Source organism: Goodfellowiella coeruleoviolacea, assembly GCF_024171785.1.
GTDB lineage: Bacteria > Actinomycetota > Actinomycetes > Mycobacteriales > Pseudonocardiaceae > Goodfellowiella > Goodfellowiella coeruleoviolacea.
This window is the reverse complement of the sequence record NZ_JAMTCK010000033.1, coordinates 23,330-40,575: the sequence shown is the minus strand read 5'-3', so window position 1 is coordinate 40,575 and position 17,246 is coordinate 23,330. Positions and strand designations below refer to the sequence as shown.

Here is a 17,246-nt window from a genome sequence, read left to right as displayed (position 1 = left end):
AAATCCGTCCCGGAACACCGCGCGGAACCCACCAGCCGGTTGCACCGAGCCCGACCGGCCCGAACCGGGATTGGACCCGCTCAGCACGGCGGGGTCACTGCGACGGCGGGCTGTCAGGAGCGGATCGGGACGCAGGAGCAGTGCTGTCAGCACCGAAGCGACGGCGAGGGCGACGGCCGCCACGACGAAGGCACCGCCCAGCGGTGCCAGCCCCAGAGAACCGGCCAGGCCGGCCCCTGGTGTCCCGAGGTTCGGGCCCAGCATCGAGCCGATCGACCCCACCCACACCACGATCGCCAGGGCACGCCCCCGGTGCGTGCGGCTCGCCAGGTCCGTCGCGGCGAAGCGGGCCTGGAACTGGGCCGCGGTACCGACGCCGGTCAGCACGAGCCCGGCGACCAGGATGGCCACACTGTCCCACTGAGCGGCCCCGACCAGCAGGAGGGCGCCGACCGCGGCGATCAGCCAACCGGTCGACAACGCGCGGTTGCGCCCCCTGCTGGCCGCGAGCAGGGCCAAGGGCACCCCGGCGACCGCGGCCCCGACCGTGCTGCCCGCGAGCGCCAGGCCCGCCCAGACCTCGCTCTCGGTGATCTGTCCGGCGAGCAGGACACCGACCGAGGGGATGACTCCGAGCCCCACGGTGCCGATGATCTGGGCGCTCGCCAGCGCGCGGACGATCCTTCGCTGGATCCCGACGACATCCGGCTCGGTGTCAGGGGCGGCATCGGACAACGGGGATCGCGGCGGGCGCCGCCGAACGGGTAACTTGGACACAACTTGGATCCTAGTTGAGACGAACATCTTCGCCCCCGGCGTTGGCGTGCGCTCGGCACGGTGGTGGCCGCCAGACACGAGGCGATCACGGAGTGCAGCAACAACACGTTCTTCATCGACGGCCTCCGGCGGCTCATCGAGTACCGCCGCTCCCTCCAACGCGACCGCGCGATCTCCGCTGCGGCGAGCACGTCGAGATCGCCGACCTGCTGCTCGATCATCGACCGCATGGGCCGCGTTCCCAGCACCGCGGATCCAGCCTTCACCGAGATCCTGCGCCTCGTCGACGCCGGCCGAACCTGGGTCAGGCTTTCCGGCGTGTACCTCGGAACGACCGACGGGCCACCCAGCTACGCCGACCGCGCGGCGGTGGCACGCGCCTTCGTGCGGGCCGGAACGGATGGTGTGGGGCACCGATTGAACCCGGTCGGCGGCGTGTCCGGCGTGGTCCAGGGGCCGCCGGTCGTCCCCCTCGGCCTCCTCGGCCCAGAAGGACGCGAGTTGCTGCGACGAACGCCGGCCCGCGGGGAACGACTCGACCACCGCGATCTGGACCGGCGGTCGCATGCTGAACCAGAACCGCGCTGACCTCACGTTATCGCCCACGCTGTGTGTGGTTTTCGCTACACTGGGTCGTTTCGTCACGACGGAGCGGAGGGCAATGGACGGTCCGGTTCCGGGGTCGCTGCTGGCGATGCTGTCGGCTGCCGAGTCGGCACTGGTGCTGGGCGGTGGTGTGCGGCGGGTGTTCGGGGTCGACGAGGTGTTGGTGCGGGAGGGTGATCCGCCGGACTTCGTGCACATCGTGATCGCGGGGTGGGTCCGGGTGTCGACGGTGGGCGCGGACGGGGACGAGGTGCTGTTCGCGCTGCGCGGGCCGGGCGACGTGGTCGGGGAGTCGGCGGTGTTGCTGGGTGAGGCACGGGGGGCGAACGTGCGGGCCGTCGGCCGGGTCGTGGTCGTTCAGGTGCCAGGTGCGGTGTTCCTCGACTTGGCTGCGACGAGGCCCGGTGTCGGGTTGGCGTTGGCGCGGGGGATGGCGGTCCGGTTGCGTGAGGCGGACGCGGTGCGGGTGGACATGGCGACGCTGGACGTCACCAGGCAGGTCGCTGGCTATCTGTTGCGTCTCCTGCGGGTGTACGGGGTCCGGTCGGTGGACGGGCGGGGGATCGATCTTCCGTTGACCCAGCAGGACGTCGCCAACCATCTTGGCGCCTCGCTGCGGCAGGTGTCCCGATCACTGGCGGTCCTGCGTGAACGAGGTGCGGTGGTCACCGGCCGCAAACGCCTGACGGTCGCCGAACCCGACCTTCTCGCCGCCTTGGTGGACGGAATTCCCGCGACCTAGCCGATGTGCGCCGTGTGTCGTAGAACGCCGGCACGCACACCCTGATCATGGTCCAGATCGAGACCGGGGTGACGAGTCCGTGACGTGCGGGTGCGCTGCCCGGGAAAGCAGGTCCGCAGTTCGCGCACCGAAATAGACCATCAGGGACATGCTGGTGGGCAGCATCCGGTTGGCGGTCGCCACGGCCACCCGGTGACCGCATCGACAAGGGAGTCGGCATTGGAGAATCCAGCGAAGTACACCGCGTCGGTGTCCATCGGCGGCAATGCGCACGGACCGGTGGCCGCGGGCCACGGCATCACCATCACGTCGACCGGCGCGGCCGATCCCCGCCCGGAGTCGCCGGCCGCCGACCTGTCGGCCGTGCACCGGGTCGTGCTGACCACTGACATCCAGGGGTCCGGCCGTCACGACAACGCGGGGCAGCGCCACCTGCGGCGGGTGCTGGCGGAGTCCCTCGCGGCGGGGGCCGCGGAACTCGGCCCCCAGGTCGACATGTTCGACCGGGGTGACGGCACGCTCGTCGTGCTGCCCGAGACGGTCACCGTGGTCGTCACCTTGGACACCTTCGTCGAGGCGACCGCCCGGGCTCTGCGCGAGCACAACAGGGCAGCCAGCGCGGACTACCGGGTCGACGTGCGGATCGCGGTGCACGAGGGTCTCGTCGACCGGGTAGGCGCGCAGTGGTCGGGCGCGCCGTTGGTGCACGTGGCCCGACTGGTCGATGCCGCGGATGCCAAACGCGCTCTCGCCACCGCGGCGGACGCGTGCGTTGCGCTGGTCCTCTCCGAGACCGCGATGCAGGTGGTCGACCAGGGCTACTGCCGCGTCGGACCGAGCGCTTACCGGCCGATCCCCTTGAGCGTCAAAGAGACCTCGGGCCGCGGGTGGTTGCGTCTGCTCTAGCGCCACGTCTTTTTCGGAGAAATCGGGGGGAAACGTGAACGACACCGGAAACTTCGGCGCCCACGTCCACGGGCACGCCTATTCCAGCGTTGTCGCCGGGCACCACAATCTCGTCATCGACGCCCGCTACGGGTCGGTGAATCTGGAATTCGAGAAGGAACGGCCCCAACCGGTGCGCAGGGCGCTCGTGTCCGTGCTGCCCAGGCCGTCGCGGGCGCCGGTCGGCAGGGACGCCGAGGCCGCGGCCCTGGCCGCCGACATCGCCGCGGGAGGGCTGATCCAGATATGCGGGCCGGGCGGCATCGGCAAGAGCACCCTGCTGCGCCACCTCGCCCGCACCGTCCAGACCGGACCTGACGGGACAGTGTTCGTCAGTCGCGCGCACCACCAGGTCGGTGACCTCGCCCAGGAGATCTTCGAAGCCTGCTACGAGACGTGGGGGTACGCACCGTCGGCCGCGGACCTGCGCGGGTTCATGACCGGCATACGGGTCACGGTGTACGTCGACGACGCCGACCTGGCGGCTGACCAACTCCGCCAGCTCGCCGACCTGGTCCCGGACGCGACCTTCGTCCTGGCCAGCCGCGAGGCGTCACTGCTCGGCGACGGGGTCGTACACGACCTGCGCGGCCTGGACCGGAACGCGGCAGCCCGGCTGATGTCCGAGGCGCTCGGCCGTCCGCTGCGGGACACCGACCAAGCCGCCATGACCGCGCTGTGGCAGGCGTCGGGCGGAAACCCGCTCCTGCTCGTGCGAGCCGCCGGACTGGCCCGCTCCGTCCGCCCGGGACCTGACGGGGCGGAGATCCCGCTACCCGGCGATGTGCCCCACCTGCTCCCGTCCCTGCTCGCACAGCTCGACCGCCCCGCCATGACCGTGCTGTCCCTTCTCTCGACACTGCGGGACGCCGAACTGGCCACCGCCCACATCCGCGACCTGACCGGGGAACGCGACGCGGACGGCATCTGCGCGCGGCTCGCCGGCCTGGGCCTGGCGGTGCACGGCGAGGACGGCTACCACTGCGCCCCCGGCGTGGTCGCAGCGCTGCGGAGCCGCAACGCCTCCGGGTTCCCACTTCAGTGGCTGTGCCAGTACTTCACCTCGTGGGCATCGGACCCCGCCACCGACCCCACCCGCGTCGCCCGGCACAGCCGGGTGTTCGAGCGGCTGGCAGGCATGGCGACCGAAGCCGGCCAGCCGGACCTCGCGGTCGCCCTGGGCCGGGCCGCCTCCCCCACCTTCGCGCGCTCGCTGCGGTTCGATTCATGGGGCCGGATCCTCGGTCGCGGTTGGACAGCCGCACGACGCCAGGGCGACCGGCAGGCCGAGGCCTACTTCGTCCGCGAGGAATCCTTCCGGTCCCGGGTGACCGGACGACACGTCATCGCCGCCGCCCTCGCGGCCCACGCCGTCATGCTCATGAACCGCGCGTCCGACCCGGGCGACGCAGCCGGGCAGCCGGGCCTGTCCGAGGCGCCCCCGGAACCCGTCCCCGGCACCCCGTCGGAGCCGTCCGAGGACTCCGCCGCGGTCACCGATCACATGACCGGACTCGACAACGACGCCTCCGAGCCCGTCACCCACGACTTCCCGGACCCGCCCCACCCGGAATTCCACTTCGACCCCGACCCAGCCGACCCCGGCCCAGCCGACCCCGGCTCAACCGACCCCGGCCCAACCGGCCAGGAACCGCCCCCGCACACCAGCTACGGGGACAGCGGGGCGACCGACACCAGCGCGGCCACACCGGGCACAACCCCTACCGCGCCACACGCGCCAGCCGCAGCCCCAACCGCCGCCGGGCCAGCGGCCGGCCTGGCGGGCGTGCTGAGCACGGTAGTGGCTGCCGGAAGCGGCCTGCTGCCCCTGCTCCTGCTCATCGTGATCGCCGTCATCGTCACCACGGTGGTGAACCAGCAGGACGACAGCCCGAGCGGCATCGCCGGTACCTGGGAGGACGGCCAAGGCAATGCTGTGACGGTTCGGAAGTCCGGTTCGGGCTCATACGCAGTACGCAATCAATGCGGTGAGATCCGGCTGACCGGCAGCGACTCACATGCGTCAGGAACCGGGCCGCTCTACGACCGATACAACTGCAGTTCGCCCGTCGGGCAGATCACGTACAGCATCACATTGTCTGCCGACGGCTCCGCCATCGAACTCGCGAGAACCGCTCAGACCGAGCCGGGAGTTGAGTGCGTGACCTGCGGTACGTTGCACCTCCGCCGGACCTCCTAGGGGTATTCGCGGTGGTGTTCACGGCGACCGAGGGGGTGCGCGGGAGGCGATTCACGCGTTCAGCGAGTCCGGGTTCGCGGCATCGCCCCCAGGAATGCACCCCAAGAATGCAGGGGCGGCCGACCGACTGAGTTCGGGCCGCTGAACCCGCAGCCCGCCCCGGCCGCGGCTGGTTCCGGCGTGGTGAGCCGGCGAGGTCGCGCGCGACCGACACCCGCACAGGCGGGGTCGGGCACATGTTCCTCGACTTCCGCAGAAGTTGATTGATGACCGCACGGTGTGAAGGAGTCCGAGATGGCACTGAAGAGATGCACGGATTGCGGCAGGACCTACGATGACAGTGGTGAATGCATGTACTGCTGGGGGTTGGCGGCGGGAGTAGCTGTCAACTCCGGACGGGAGCCGCGCAAGCCCAGGTCCAGCTCGGATACCGGCTGCGCAGTGGTGGCCGTGCTGGGGATGTCCGGGCTCATCATCCCGCTCATACTGCTGGTGGAGCGAGTGTTCGCCTGAACTGACGCTCGCAGCATCAGCAGTCGCTGCCATCGCGATCCAGGTGACTGAATTCCACCGGAACCGGGGCCGGCGCGGGCTGGCGTTCGTGGTGGCGGTGCAGGAATGGCCGTGGATCTCCGCCAGCGGCAGGCCCAGGTGCCTGCCCGAGGCGATGAACTCCAGCCGCTTCACCGCGGTGTCGTCGTAGCGCCGGTACCGGCCTCGGAGCGGGTCGCCGACAACAATCCGGCCCGCGCGTAGAACCGCAGCGTGGTCGGCTTCACCCCGACCCGGTCGACCAACCGCGAGATCCGCGACGTGTCACTGCCCGACCGTGAACCTTCCACCGACGGTTGGAACCTGCACGCCCTGCGCCACTCCCGGCTCACCCACTCCGGCGAGGACGGCCTGACCGGCGCCGACCTGATGAACCTGTCCGGCCACGAGGACCGCGCACCCCGCTGCGCTACCTCAAGCCCTCCAGGGACGTCAGCCAGCGCCGCACCAGGACACGTTGTCGCATGCCGCGCCAGCCCGTTCGGTGGATTGAGCCGGACGACGCCGAATCAGAAGGTTTCGTACCCGAACGGCGCCCACGCCAACCGGCGCACTCCGCGCTCCGCGCCGAATCTGCGCATCAACGGCCTGATCAAACGCTTCATCTGACTCCCCTTTCCGGTTCAACCGGGAAGATCCGTATCAGATTCCACATAACGCGACCTAGGAGGACAGCGTCAATACGCTGCCAGGGTGACGGGGTGGGCAACCCTGCGTGGTGCCGCGCCGCACCTGGCCGGGCGGGAGTTCGGGAGCCGTCAGCGCGAACGCGCCGCGCCCGTCCGACTCTGCTCGCCCACCACCGGGTGCCGGCAGTGGTAGCGGCCGTGGGTCTTGTCCCCGACCCCGTGCTCCGCCCCGGCCCGCCGGAACTCCGGGCTCGCTTCGGACAGCGAAGTGCTCGCACTCCACCCCGTCCAACCGCAGTGCCCGCGCCACCGCGTCCAGCACGGCCGCGGGAGACGCGCAGGGGCGCCCCTGTTCCAGACGCACGTAGTGGTCCTCCTGGATACCCTGCTGGTCCACCACGACCACCGCGGCAGCGCCCACACCCGCGCCCCGGCAGGTTGGTGTTTTGCACCGAGGGGAGCGTCGAGCAGCACCCGAGAGACCAGGACAGGCCCCGAGCAAGGAGAACCGAACCTCGGTGCGCGCGAGAACCTCCCCACCCCAAGAACGACTGGAACTGTCCACTTCGGACGATTGTGCTCGCCCCCCGAGGCGCGCAGCTCCTACGGAGCCAGGCAGTCGGTCCGCACTCGACTGACCGGACTGGCTTCGGGCCGACTCCGGGGCCCACGGGCGCTCACCGGCCGAAGACGCGGCGTTGGATCTCCAGGCGGTAGTCCTTCAGGGTGTTGTCGAGGTGGCTGGCGGTCGCCAGCGCCGCCGCGTCCGGGTCACCATCGCGGATCGCCTGGTAGATCGCGGTGTGCTCGTCGATCGCTTCCGACGCGTGACCACCGACCGTGCCGCGCATCCCGATGATGTTGGACTGGCGTTGCAGACGGCGGGCCTCGCGCACCGCCGCGACGAGGAACTGATTGTGCGACGCGATGGCGATACCCAGGTGGAAATCGTCGTCGCCACGGTCGAACAGTGCGTCCTGACCGGTCAGGTGGCCCTGCCGGCAGGTTTCGGCGGCGGCCTCGATCGTGCGCAGCTCGGCCGGGGTGGCGCGGGTGGCCGCCAGCCGGCTGGCCTCGGTCTCCTGGACCCGCCGGAACTCGAAGAGCATGTAGACGTGGTCGAGATCGGTCGGCAGGAAGAAAGCTCCCCAGCGAGAAGAACCGAGCATCCCCTCGTCGTCGGCCACGTAGAGCCCACGTCCCTTGTGGGCGCGCACCCGGCCGATCGCGGAGAGGATCTTGACAGCTTCCCGCACCACCGTTCGGCTGGTCCCCATCCGCGCCGCCAGCTCGTTCTCGGTCGGCATCCGGTCGCCGGGCTGAAGTCCCAGCTCGGCTATCAGCTGCAGGATCTGCTCGGCCGCTACTTCGTAGCCTGGCCGGTACGCGCCGGGCGACGCCGCGCCGGTCACGACTGTTGGTACAGGCGCACCTTCCTCCGACGTGACTCCTCCATCCCTGGTCACCAAAAGAGTATGACACGTGCGCTCAGCCAAGAACGAGACATCGCTTCACCGAACAGCGTCTGCAACCGCTGCATCAGGTCGTGACCAGCGTCGTCCATCGGGAAGCGGCTTTCCCGCGGGGAGCGGGAGTGAGCGCATTGGGCAGATGAGCATGCTCATCTGCCTGACACCGAGATGCGCCCTCGGACCGTCATACCCCAGCTCCTGATCTGGCGCACGATCTGAGCCGTGGGACCGGGGGTGAACTGGTTACGGTTGGTTCGACCGCGTCCCACGCCATCCCGTTCTCCGGCTGACACCGATGAACTCCGCCGGCCACGTGGTCGCGTACGCCGCCACACCGAGATGGCTCGTGGAGATCGCGTGCACCGAAGTACCGGCCACTCGGCGCTGCGGCGGCGCCGAGCGTGTTCGCCGCTTCGGCGGTGCCGGTGCACAGCACCAGGGCACTCGCGCCGCCTGGCGCCCATGCACAGCCGCACGTCACAACCCCCGGCGCCACACCTGGTAGCCGGCACAGCGGTGGCTTGCTACACGCGCTGGAGTTGGAAGCACTGGTTGGTGGCGTCCGTCGACGTCCACTGGGAGATGCGGGCGCCGTCAGCGGTCGACACGCCCCACACGTCCATGGCCAGTCCGCTCTGCCGGTTCACCAGGCTCACCACGCCACTGCCCCGGTCGACCACGCGCCACTGCTGGCTCGCCGTGTTGGCGTCGGGTTGCTGACCGATGTCGGCACCGCTGCTCGGGTTGGCGACCTGGAGCACCATTCCGCTGTGCCGGGCCCGGATCCGGTAGTAGCCACCGCCCGAGTCGAGGAAGTCGAACTGCTGGTTCAGCCCGCCGGTGGCCGACCACTGGCGCAGCAGGGCGCCCTCGGCGGTGGACGCGGCGGAGATGTCCGCGAGCTTCCCGCTGTGCTGCGCGACCAGTCGGTAGAAGACGCCGGTCCGCACCGGTCCGGTGCCGGGGTCGGCGGGAACGGCTTTGGCGGCGACCCGGATGCCGCCCAGCAACGTGCGGGTGAAGTTCGGGTCCGAATAGGATTCGATGGTGTGGCCGAGGCCGGTGTACCACGCTCTGCCGGCACCCACGTCGTGCCACCAGGTGATCGGGTGGTCCGAGCCCATGGTGCCGCCACTGTAGGTCGACTCGTCCAACCGCATGAGCACGTTCACGCCGCCGCGCGGGTTGGTGCGGTAGTTGTACCACTCGTCGAAGCGGCTCCAGGTCGCCGGCAGGTGCGCGGTCGAGTCGTTCGTCCGGTCTTCGACAACCAGGGACGCCTGCTGCTGCGCGGGGTGCGAGGCGAAGTAGGCTCCGACGCAGCCGCCGTACCAGGCCCAGTCGTACTCGGTGTCGGCCGCCGCGTGCACGCCGACGTAGCCGCCACCGCCGTCCACATAGGACTCGAACGCCGCCTGCTGGGTCGCGTTGAGCACGTCACCGGTTGTCGACAGCCAGATCACTGCCTGGTACTGCGCCAGGTTCTGCGTGGTGAAGGCGTTCGCGTTCTCGGTCGCGTCAACGGCGAACGCGTTCTCGCTGCCCAACCGCCGGATCGCGGCGATACCGGCCGGAATCGAGTCGTGCCGGAAACCGGCGGTCTTGGAGAACACCAGGACTCTGGTCAGGGGCGCCGCTGTCGCCCCCGGCGGGAACAGGGCGAGGCCGCCGGCCCCGATGCCCGCAACGCCGATGCCGCGCAACACGGTGCGGCGAGTGATGTGTCTGATCACGACGGACTCCTGTTCAGCCGAAGCGGGCAGAGGCTGGTCGGCAGCGCACGGGTGGGACCGGTTCGGTCGGATGGTCAGCTGACGGGAAGGCTCGCCTTGTCCAGCACCCGCATGAACGCGCGGGCCCACCAGGGCAGGTCGGGCCAGCCGCGGCAGGAGACCATGGCGCCGTCCACGACGTCGGGTCCGTCCACGAAGGTGGCGCCGGCGTGCTCCACGTCGGTCTTCAGGGGCGGGTAGGCGGCCGTGACGCGGCCGCGCAGGAGCCCGAGTGCGGCCGGCACCTGTGGCCCGTGGCAGATCGTGCCGACCGGGAGGTTGTGGGTGAAGAAGTGGGTGACGATGCGGGCCACGTCCGGGTCCGTGCGGATGTACTCGGGTGCTCGGCCGCCCGGGATCACGAGTGCCCCGTAGTCCGACGGGTTCACGTCGGAGAACGCCAGGTCCACGGGCAACTGGTGGCCGGGCTTCTCGGTGTAGGCGTCCCAGCCCGACTCGAAGTCGTGCACCACCAGCTTCACCGCGCGGGTCGTCGGCGCGGCCACGACCGCCTCGTGACCGCCCTCGCGCAGGCGGAAGATCGGGTACATCGAGTCGAGTTCCTCGGCTGCGTCGCCGGTCAGGATGAGCACTCGTGCCATGGCGGTTCCTCCCCTATCCGAGTCGCCACTGCTGGTTGGCGGCGCCGGTGCAGGTCCACAGCTGGACCTTGGTGCCGTTGGCGGTGCCGGCGCCGCTCACGTCCAGGCAGAGGCCGGACTGCGCGCCGGTGATGGCGCCGTTGGCGTTGACGTTCCACTGCTGGTTGTTCTGGCCGTTGCACGTCCAGATCACCACCTGGGTGCCGTTGGTGGTGCCTCGCCCGGACGCGTCCAGGCACAGCGGGCTGGTGTCGTTGTAGACGCGGAACTCACCCGAGGCGGTGCGGGCCCACCGCTGGTTCGACGCGCCGTTGCAGTCCCAGATCTGCAACTGGGTGCCCGCCGTGGTGGTGCCGCCGTTCACGTCCAGGCACTTGCCCGACCCCACCGCGCGGATCGGGGTCCCGGTTGGCGGTGGGGTGCTGCCGCCGACACCGGCGGCGGCGATCACCTGCTGGGCGCCTGACGGCCAGTTGGTACCGCTCACCTGGACGTTGCCGCTCAGCACGTTGTTGTGCGGCGGGCCGGTGGCGACCGCGGTCGAACCGCCGTTGTACCAGTTGCCGGCGAAGGTGCTGTCGTTGGTGTTGTTGGTGCCGCTGGCATTGGTGAAGGCCCACACCCCGCTGTCCTGGATGACGTTGTTCGAGAGGTTCACGTAGCGGGAGCCCTCGTCCAGGTACAGGCCGACGGTGCGGTTGTTGTCGTAGATGTGGTTGTGGTCGATCGAGGCGCCAGGATTGGCGGACAGGTTGTAGATGCTGCCGCCGTCGTGCATGAGCCGCTTGGTGGCGTGCACGCGGTTGTAGCTGACCACGGTGTCCCGCAGTGTCGTCGGCGTGGTGTAGACCGGCTGGTAGTTGTACAGGCCGCGGTTGCGGTAGTCCTGGCTGCCACCGGGATCGTTGGCGCCCCAACCCCAGCCGACGTCGATGCCGTCGTAGGTGAGGTTGGCGACCTCGTTGTGCGTGATGACCGCGTGTGTGACGTAGGTGGCCAGGATGCCGGCCATTTCCTTGTAGTCCTTGGCGACGCCGTTCACCGTGTTGTTGCTGATCGTGATGTCCTTGTTGACCATCGCCGGGTTGGCTGGGTGGTGGGCGTCGGGACGCACGCCGCCGACCACGATCGCGCCGCCAGAACTCTCGGTGAAGGTGTTGCGGTCCACGGTGATCGACGACGCACCGAGGCCGATCCCGGAGTCGTGAGCGTTGGCGTCGTTGCCGATGCCGAGGGCGACCTGGCCCAGGTGGGTGAAGGTGTTGCCGGAGAAGGTGATGGCGGTAGCGGCCGAGACCTGCACGGCGGCGGGAACCTGGGCCCAGCCGTTGCGCGCGCCCTCGAACTGCGGGCAACCTGACTGGCAGGAACTCAGGAAGTCGCCGGGCATCGGGTAGGAGGTGGGGATGAACGTGCCGCTCTGCTGGTTGGCGTAGCCGACCGGGGTGCCCGGGGTGAGCCAGGTGGTGTGTTCGAAGTGCAGTCCCTCGAACGTGATGTCGTGGACGGGATCGGCGTAGCTGCCGCTGATGTGCAGCAGTGACTCCAGCCGAGGCAGCTCGACGTCGTGACTCGCGGGGGCCCAGCCGGCAGGGGCCTTGTAGTAGAGCTTGCCGGCCTGCGGGTCCAGGTACCACTGCCCGGTGCCGCGGAGGAAGGAGTAGGAGTTCTCCAGGAACAGTTGGCCGCCGCCGAAGGGGCGCGCGAGCGTGTCGTAGCCCCAGTTGTTGTTGTTCCACGCGGGTTGTTGCATGGTGATGGTGGTGCCGCTGATGCTCTGCACCGGCGCGTACCGGTTGGTGAAGGAGTTCTGACTCTCCACCTCGATCCGGTTCTGCTGCGGCAGCGTCGCGAGGTAGCGCAGCGCGGGGTTGAGGATGTTCATGCCGGTCGTGGTGATCTGCACGTCGTCGCGCGCGATCGGGATCGACGCCCTCGGCGCCAGCGCGCCGTCCACGAAGAGCTGCCTCGCCTCGGCGCCCTGGGGCACCGGGGCGACCCAGATGTTCTGCCCCGCGTCCTGGAGTGTCCAACCAGTGACCCGGATCCCGCCGGACAGGATCGGCGTCTGCCCGGCCTCGGCCTGCCAGGTGACCGGGTGGCCGCCCCGCCCGGAGTCCGCCGTGGTGAACACCAGTGGCGCGGCAAGGCGGTAGGTGCCGCCCGCGAGCAGCACCGTCACGTCGTTGTTCGCCGCCGCCTGGGTTCGGGCCAGTTGCTGTGCCTTCGCGGGTGTGGCGACCGGCGCCTCGGCGGTACCGGGGTTGTTGTCGTCGCCGTTCGGGGCGACGTGGATCGAGACGGTCTCGGCCTGTGCGCTTGCCGCGCCGGCCACGACTCCGGCGAGAGTGGAGACCGCGACGGCGAGCGCCGCGGTCAGTCGTCTGGTGCCTGCGGACATGGCGAACCCTTCAGGAGGGTGGCGGCGCTCAGGCGAGCCGCCACTGCTGGCTGGCTGCGCCGGTGCAGGTCCAGAGTTGGACCTTGGTGCCGTTGGCGCTGCCGCCGCCGGCCAGGTCGAGGCACAGTCCGGACTGGACACTCGTGATGGTGCCGTTGGCGTTGAGCAGCCACTGCTGGTTGGCGCCGCCATGGCAGTTCCAGATCACGACCGGGGTGCCGTTGCTGGTTCCGTTGCCAGAGGCGTCCGCGCAGCGGAGATCGTTTCCACTGTAGACGGTCAGTTCACCGGACGGGACGCGCGTCCACCGCTGGTTCGATCCACCGTTGCAGTCCCAGATCTGCAGTTGCGTCCCGGGCATGGTGGTCACACCGTTGACGTCCAGGCACCTGCCCGCGCCGGCCGCACGCAGCGCGCCGGTCGTGCCGGTGTCGCCGCCGCCGTAGCCGGCCGCGACGATGTTGGCCTGCACCGCGTTCTCGGTCGCGTCGGACGGGTAACCCGCCACCATGGCGCCCTCGTAGAAGGTGCCCGCGCTGAGGTTGGCACCACCGCCGGGCTTGCAGCAGTCACCGCCGCTACCCAGGATGATGGCGCCCTGCTTCTTCATCGGACTGTAGCCAGGGGGCAGCGCGCCGTCCCACAACGTGGTCAGACTGCCGGACTGCGCGTTGCTGCCCTTGAGCGCGAACCGCGACGTCCCGTTGTTCTTCAGCATCGCGGTGACGTACCTGCTGGTGAACGCCCGCTGGTTCGGGTTCCAGGACTGGCTCCCGCCGGGGTACAACCCCCATTCGAGGTCCGCCTGCACCCACGGCCCGGTGCCGGAGCACCCGCCGAACCAGCACTGCGTGCTGAAGTTGATCGCGTCCATGGCGCCGGCGGCGTCCGCTGATCTGGTGGTCTCGCTGTTGCCGTAGTCGAAGCAGCAGCCACCGTTGACGTGCGTGCCGCTGGTCACCATGTACATGCCTTCCGGCGCGGCGCCGGTCGGCACACCCGTCAGGTGACCGTCACGCCAATAGCTGTTCGACGGGTTGATGTACAACGAGTAGGCCTTGCTCCCACCGACCGTCAGCGACTCGGAGGTCGCGTTCGCCGGGCGGCTCTGGCTCGACCCGGGCACCTGGCTCGATCCCTGGTACCACAGGTCGTTCCCGTGGCCCGACTGGTCGTAGAGCACCGTGATCACGCAGGATGTGCCGGCACAGAACGAGTCCTGCGCGGCTGCGTTGGCGGTGCCGCCGGCGGCCAGCACACCGATGTCCCTGGTCGTGTTGTCCGACGCGCGCCGCACCTGGTAGAGGTTGCCGTGGTACGAGCCGTAGAGCGCCCGCACCGTGCTGTGCGCGGCCACGCAGGGCGTGCCGCCCGAGGCGTAGATGTCGCAGGGCCCGGTGCCGGCCGTGGCGGCCGGTGCGGAGTGCAGCACCGCACCGGCAAGGGCGGCCACGGCGGCCGGCACCAGCCGGCCAAGCCAGGTTCGTGTGGTCAACTCGGACTCCATCCAGCGTGGTGTGGTGCCGGTGTTCGGACGCGGAATCGACCCGGTTGTGGCCGGTTCACCAGCCACCTCCGTTAGGCGCGTCGCAGTTGGAAGCGTTGGTTGGCGTTGCCGGTCACCGTGTACTGGGAGATGCGTGCTCCGTCGGCGGTCGATGCTCCCCACACGTCCATCGCCAACGCGCTCTGCCTGTTCACGAAACTGACCGCACCACCGCCCTGGTCGACCACCCGCCACTGCTGGCTCGGCGCGTTGCTGTCCGGCTGTTGGGTGATGTCCGCGCCACTGCCGCTGCCGGCCACCTGCAGCACCAGCCCACTGTGCCGAGCCCTGATCCGGTAGTAGCCGCCACCGGAGTCCAGGAAGTCGAACTGCTGGTTCAGCCCGCTGTTCGCCGACCACTGAATCAGCTGACCACCCGGGGAAGCCGAACCACCGTTGATATCGGCGAGTTTGCCGCTGTGGGCGGCCACGAGGTGGTAGTTCACCCCGATCTGCACCGGCGACTGGCCCGGCGTGCCGATCCCGGCGCCATCGAACATGACCCAGTTGACGTTGAACAGTCCGCTGTTGTTGGTGCTGCCTGCTGGTTTGCGGGCCACGAAGTACAGCGGGCCGCTGGTCGTCGGCGGGTTGGCCAGGTTCAGCGTGACATCGGTCCAGGTCTGCCACCCCCCGGTGCCCGGCACGGTGACGCTGCCGAGCAGGGTGCCCGTCGGTGAGCCGGTCCGGACCTGAATCGTGCCGCCGGTCGACCCGGAGGCCACCCGGAAGCCCATGCCGGTGACGTTCGTCATGTTGACGGGGTCGAACGACCACCAGTCCCCGTCCTCAACGGACCCGATGTTGCTGCCACCGCCCTTCGGGTCGGTGGTGGACTCGACCGTCACACCCGGACTGCCCGTGCCTGTGCCATCGGACGCCCGTCCCGTCGCGCTGTAGAACTCGGCCTGCTTGTGCTTGGGCTGCAGGAGCACCTGCGCGCGGCCGGTGAGCGGGTTCGCCCCACCGGCTCCGCCCTTGTCCGTGTAGGACGCTTCGATGACGTAGAAGGTGTTGTCGTTCTCCGTGTGCCCGGACGCCAGCGTGGTCTGCACCTGGGCCGAGCAGCCCTGGTACTGGTCGAGCGGATGCCCGTGGGTGTCGTGGCCGAGGTAGGCCTGGATGGTCACCTTCGTGCAGTCAACCGTGCCGTCCTCCGGGTCGGTGACGGTGACCGAGAAGTTCACCACGTCACCCCAGCCGAACACACCGCCGTGGGGCGGCGCCGTGATGCTCAGCGCCGGCGTGGTGTTGCCGGACGTGATGCTCACGCTCGCGGTGCCGGTCGCGCCGGCGGAGTTGCGGACGGTCAGCACGGCGGTGTAGTTGCCGGCGGCCGTGTAGGTGTGGCTGGGGTTGGCCGCGGTGGAGGTGGTGCCGTCGCCGAAGTTCCAGGAGTAGGTCAGCGATGACCCGCCCGGGTCGGCGGAGCCGGCGCTGGAGAAGTTCACCGTCAGCGGCGCCGGCCCGCTGGTGCGGTCCGCACCGGCTTTGGCGGTCGGGTTCGCCTGATTGTTGCCGAGGTAGTCGATCCGGTCGATGCCCGCGTCGCTGTTGCCGCCGCCGTAGCCGCTCCCCCACTCGATGACGTAGAGCGCGCCGTCCGGTCCGAAGTCGAAGTCCATCGGCCGGTTGAACGACATCGACGGGAACAGCCGGTCGATCGAGGTGACCGCGGTGCCGGCCGCGTCGAGTTGGAAGGTGAACAGCTGGCTGGTGTTCCACTCGGCGAAGACCGCCCGACCGTCGAAGTCGACCGGCCACTTGCGACTGGAGTTGAGGTTCGGGTCGTACCGGTAGACCGGGCCGGCCGTGGGTGCCCCGCCGGACAGCATCGGGAAGTGTGCCGGGTCGGCCTGGTAGTGGTAGTAGACCATCGCCGGGATGGCCGGCGGCAGCTTGGTCTGCCCGGTGTTGTTCGGGGAGTTGTTGGTCGGGCCGCCGGTGCAGTCGAACTGGCCGCCGGAGGTGTTGGACGCGAAGTTGTAGTCGTTGTACGGCAGGTTCGGCCCGATGCAGTACGGCCAGCCGGCGTTGCCCGGTTGACTGAGGACATCCCATTCCACGGTGTTCTGCGGTCCGCGGCTCGAACTGGCGTTCGGCGCGTCCGGGCCGTAGTTGGCGACCGTCGGGAATCCGGTCTTGGGGTCGATGTTCATCCGGAACGGGTTGCGCTCACCCATCATGTAGATCTCGGGCCGGGTGTTGGCGGTGCCGGGCGGGAACAGGTTGCCGGCTGGGATCGTGTACGTGCCGTTCACCTCCGGGTGGATCCGCAACACCTTGCCGGACAGGCTGTTCGTGTTCCCCGAGGTGCGCTGCGCGTCCCAGTAGGCGCGGCCGGAGCGCTCGTCGATCGGGGTGTAGCCGTCCGAGGCGAACGGGTTGGTGTTGTCCCCGGTGGACAGCCACAGGTTGCCGTTCTTCTTGTCGAACACCAGGCCGGCGCCGTGGTGGCAGCACTCCTGACGCTGCACCGGCACGTCCAGCACGATCTTCTCGCTGGACAGGTCGATCGTGTTGCCGTTGACGTTGAACCGGCTCAGCCGGTCGACGCTCGCCGAGTTCGGCGAGTAGACCACGTACGCCCACTGGTTCGTCGCGAATCCGGGATCCAGCGCGATGTTGAGCCCGCCGGACTCGTTGGCGGTGAACACGTCCAGGTGCGCGGCCGTGTTGGTGGCACCGTTCGGCTGAACGATCTTGATGTCGCCGAGTCGGTCGATGTAGAAGACGCGCCCGTCCGGCGCCACGTCCATCGCCATCGGGTTGCCGGTCTCGGTGTGCAGCCGCACCTTCTGGAACATCGAGTCGGGCGGTAGCGCCGCGTGTGCGGCCGGGTTGGCCACCACCGCCGCGGACACCACCGGAAACAGCACGGCTACCAGGAACCCCGTCACCACCAGCGCGCATCTGCGCAGCGCGGGAGATCGAGACATCATGAAGCTCCTTGTGGATGCGGGCGCTCGGGACAAGCCGGCTCGACGGGTTGCGACACCACG

15 protein-coding genes are annotated in these 17,246 nt (G+C 69.5%); 6 read left to right on the top strand and 9 right to left on the bottom strand.

Annotation, left to right across the window (positions count from 1 at the left end; translation table 11 throughout):
* Positions 1-735, bottom strand: a 735-nt coding sequence (locus LX83_RS37130; RefSeq protein ID WP_253780789.1) for an MFS transporter, incomplete at its 3' end; no start/stop codon positions are given.
* 102 nt (positions 736-837) lie between these two features.
* Here LX83_RS37130 and LX83_RS37125 point away from each other — a divergent pair.
* The 5 genes from LX83_RS37125 (at position 838) to LX83_RS37105 (ending at position 5,973) form a co-directional block, all read left to right on the top strand.
* On the top strand, positions 838-1,365 hold the full coding sequence (locus LX83_RS37125) for a hypothetical protein (RefSeq protein ID WP_253780787.1): 528 nt from the start codon (positions 838-840) through the stop codon (positions 1,363-1,365).
* Positions 1,343-2,125: a Crp/Fnr family transcriptional regulator gene (locus LX83_RS37120; RefSeq protein WP_253780785.1), complete on the top strand. Its 783-nt coding sequence runs from the start codon at positions 1,343-1,345 to the stop codon at positions 2,123-2,125. The genes LX83_RS37125 and LX83_RS37120 overlap by 23 nt, the downstream gene beginning before the upstream one ends.
* Positions 2,126-2,317: 192 nt before the next feature.
* Complete coding sequence (locus LX83_RS37115) at positions 2,318-3,031, top strand: hypothetical protein (protein ID WP_253780783.1); 714 nt, start codon at positions 2,318-2,320, stop codon at positions 3,029-3,031.
* Between the two features lie 34 nt (positions 3,032-3,065).
* The gene (locus LX83_RS37110) at positions 3,066-5,270 is read left to right on the top strand and encodes a hypothetical protein (RefSeq protein ID WP_253780780.1); all 2,205 of its coding nucleotides are present in this window, start codon (positions 3,066-3,068) and stop codon (positions 5,268-5,270) included.
* A 556-nt stretch (positions 5,271-5,826) separates the two neighbouring features.
* Complete coding sequence (locus LX83_RS37105) at positions 5,827-5,973, top strand: hypothetical protein (RefSeq protein ID WP_253780778.1); 147 nt, start codon at positions 5,827-5,829, stop codon at positions 5,971-5,973.
* Here LX83_RS37105 and LX83_RS38875 read toward each other — a convergent pair.
* On the bottom strand, positions 5,954-6,049 hold the full coding sequence (locus LX83_RS38875; RefSeq protein WP_407649765.1) for a MerR family transcriptional regulator: 96 nt from the start codon (positions 6,047-6,049) through the stop codon (positions 5,954-5,956). The genes LX83_RS37105 and LX83_RS38875 overlap by 20 nt on opposite strands.
* On the opposite strand from LX83_RS38875, the gene LX83_RS37100 reads away from it, so the two are divergent.
* Positions 6,036-6,431 carry a hypothetical protein gene (locus LX83_RS37100; protein WP_253780775.1) on the top strand — a complete coding sequence of 132 codons (396 nt, stop codon included), beginning with the start codon at positions 6,036-6,038 and terminating at the stop codon, positions 6,429-6,431. The genes LX83_RS38875 and LX83_RS37100 overlap by 14 nt on opposite strands.
* 149 nt (positions 6,432-6,580) lie before the next feature.
* On the opposite strand, the gene LX83_RS38870 is transcribed toward LX83_RS37100, so the two are convergent.
* The 7 genes from LX83_RS38870 to LX83_RS37070 form a co-directional block, all read right to left on the bottom strand.
* Positions 6,581-6,874: an MmyB family transcriptional regulator gene (locus LX83_RS38870; RefSeq protein ID WP_407649767.1), complete on the bottom strand. Its 294-nt coding sequence runs from the start codon at positions 6,872-6,874 to the stop codon at positions 6,581-6,583.
* A gap of 254 nt (positions 6,875-7,128) precedes the next feature.
* Entirely contained in the window at positions 7,129-7,863 is a 735-nt protein-coding gene (locus LX83_RS37095) for a FadR/GntR family transcriptional regulator (protein WP_253780773.1), read from the bottom strand.
* Between the two features lie 584 nt (positions 7,864-8,447).
* The gene (locus tag LX83_RS37090) at positions 8,448-9,629 is read right to left on the bottom strand and encodes a ThuA domain-containing protein (RefSeq protein WP_407649766.1); all 1,182 of its coding nucleotides are present in this window, start codon (positions 9,627-9,629) and stop codon (positions 8,448-8,450) included.
* Between the two features lie 101 nt (positions 9,630-9,730).
* Positions 9,731-10,297: a DJ-1/PfpI family protein gene (locus LX83_RS37085; RefSeq protein ID WP_253780769.1), complete on the bottom strand. Its 567-nt coding sequence runs from the start codon at positions 10,295-10,297 to the stop codon at positions 9,731-9,733.
* A 13-nt stretch (positions 10,298-10,310) separates the two neighbouring features.
* Complete coding sequence (locus LX83_RS37080; RefSeq protein ID WP_253780767.1) at positions 10,311-12,698, bottom strand: lectin; 2,388 nt, start codon at positions 12,696-12,698, stop codon at positions 10,311-10,313.
* Positions 12,699-12,726: 28 nt separating this feature from the next.
* A complete protein-coding gene (locus LX83_RS37075; RefSeq protein WP_253780765.1) occupies positions 12,727-14,193 on the bottom strand; it encodes an arabinofuranosidase catalytic domain-containing protein in 1,467 nt (488 codons plus the stop codon).
* Positions 14,194-14,276: 83 nt separating this feature from the next.
* Positions 14,277-17,183 carry an RICIN domain-containing protein gene (locus tag LX83_RS37070; protein ID WP_253780763.1) on the bottom strand — a complete coding sequence of 969 codons (2,907 nt, stop codon included), beginning with the start codon at positions 17,181-17,183 and terminating at the stop codon, positions 14,277-14,279.
* Between the last annotated feature and the right edge of the window lie 63 nt (positions 17,184-17,246).

Bases quoted from the DNA above. Each gene is read 5' to 3' on its own strand.
- LX83_RS37120 (WP_253780785.1), top strand. From the start codon at position 1,343: ATGCTGAACCAGAACCGCGCTGACCTCACGTTATCGCCCACGCTGTGT.
- LX83_RS37085 (WP_253780769.1), bottom strand. From the start codon at position 10,297: ATGGCACGAGTGCTCATCCTGACCGGCGACGCAGCCGAGGAACTCGAC.
- LX83_RS37080 (WP_253780767.1), bottom strand. From the start codon at position 12,698: ATGTCCGCAGGCACCAGACGACTGACCGCGGCGCTCGCCGTCGCGGTC.
- LX83_RS37070 (WP_253780763.1), bottom strand. From the start codon at position 17,183: ATGTCTCGATCTCCCGCGCTGCGCAGATGCGCGCTGGTGGTGACGGGG.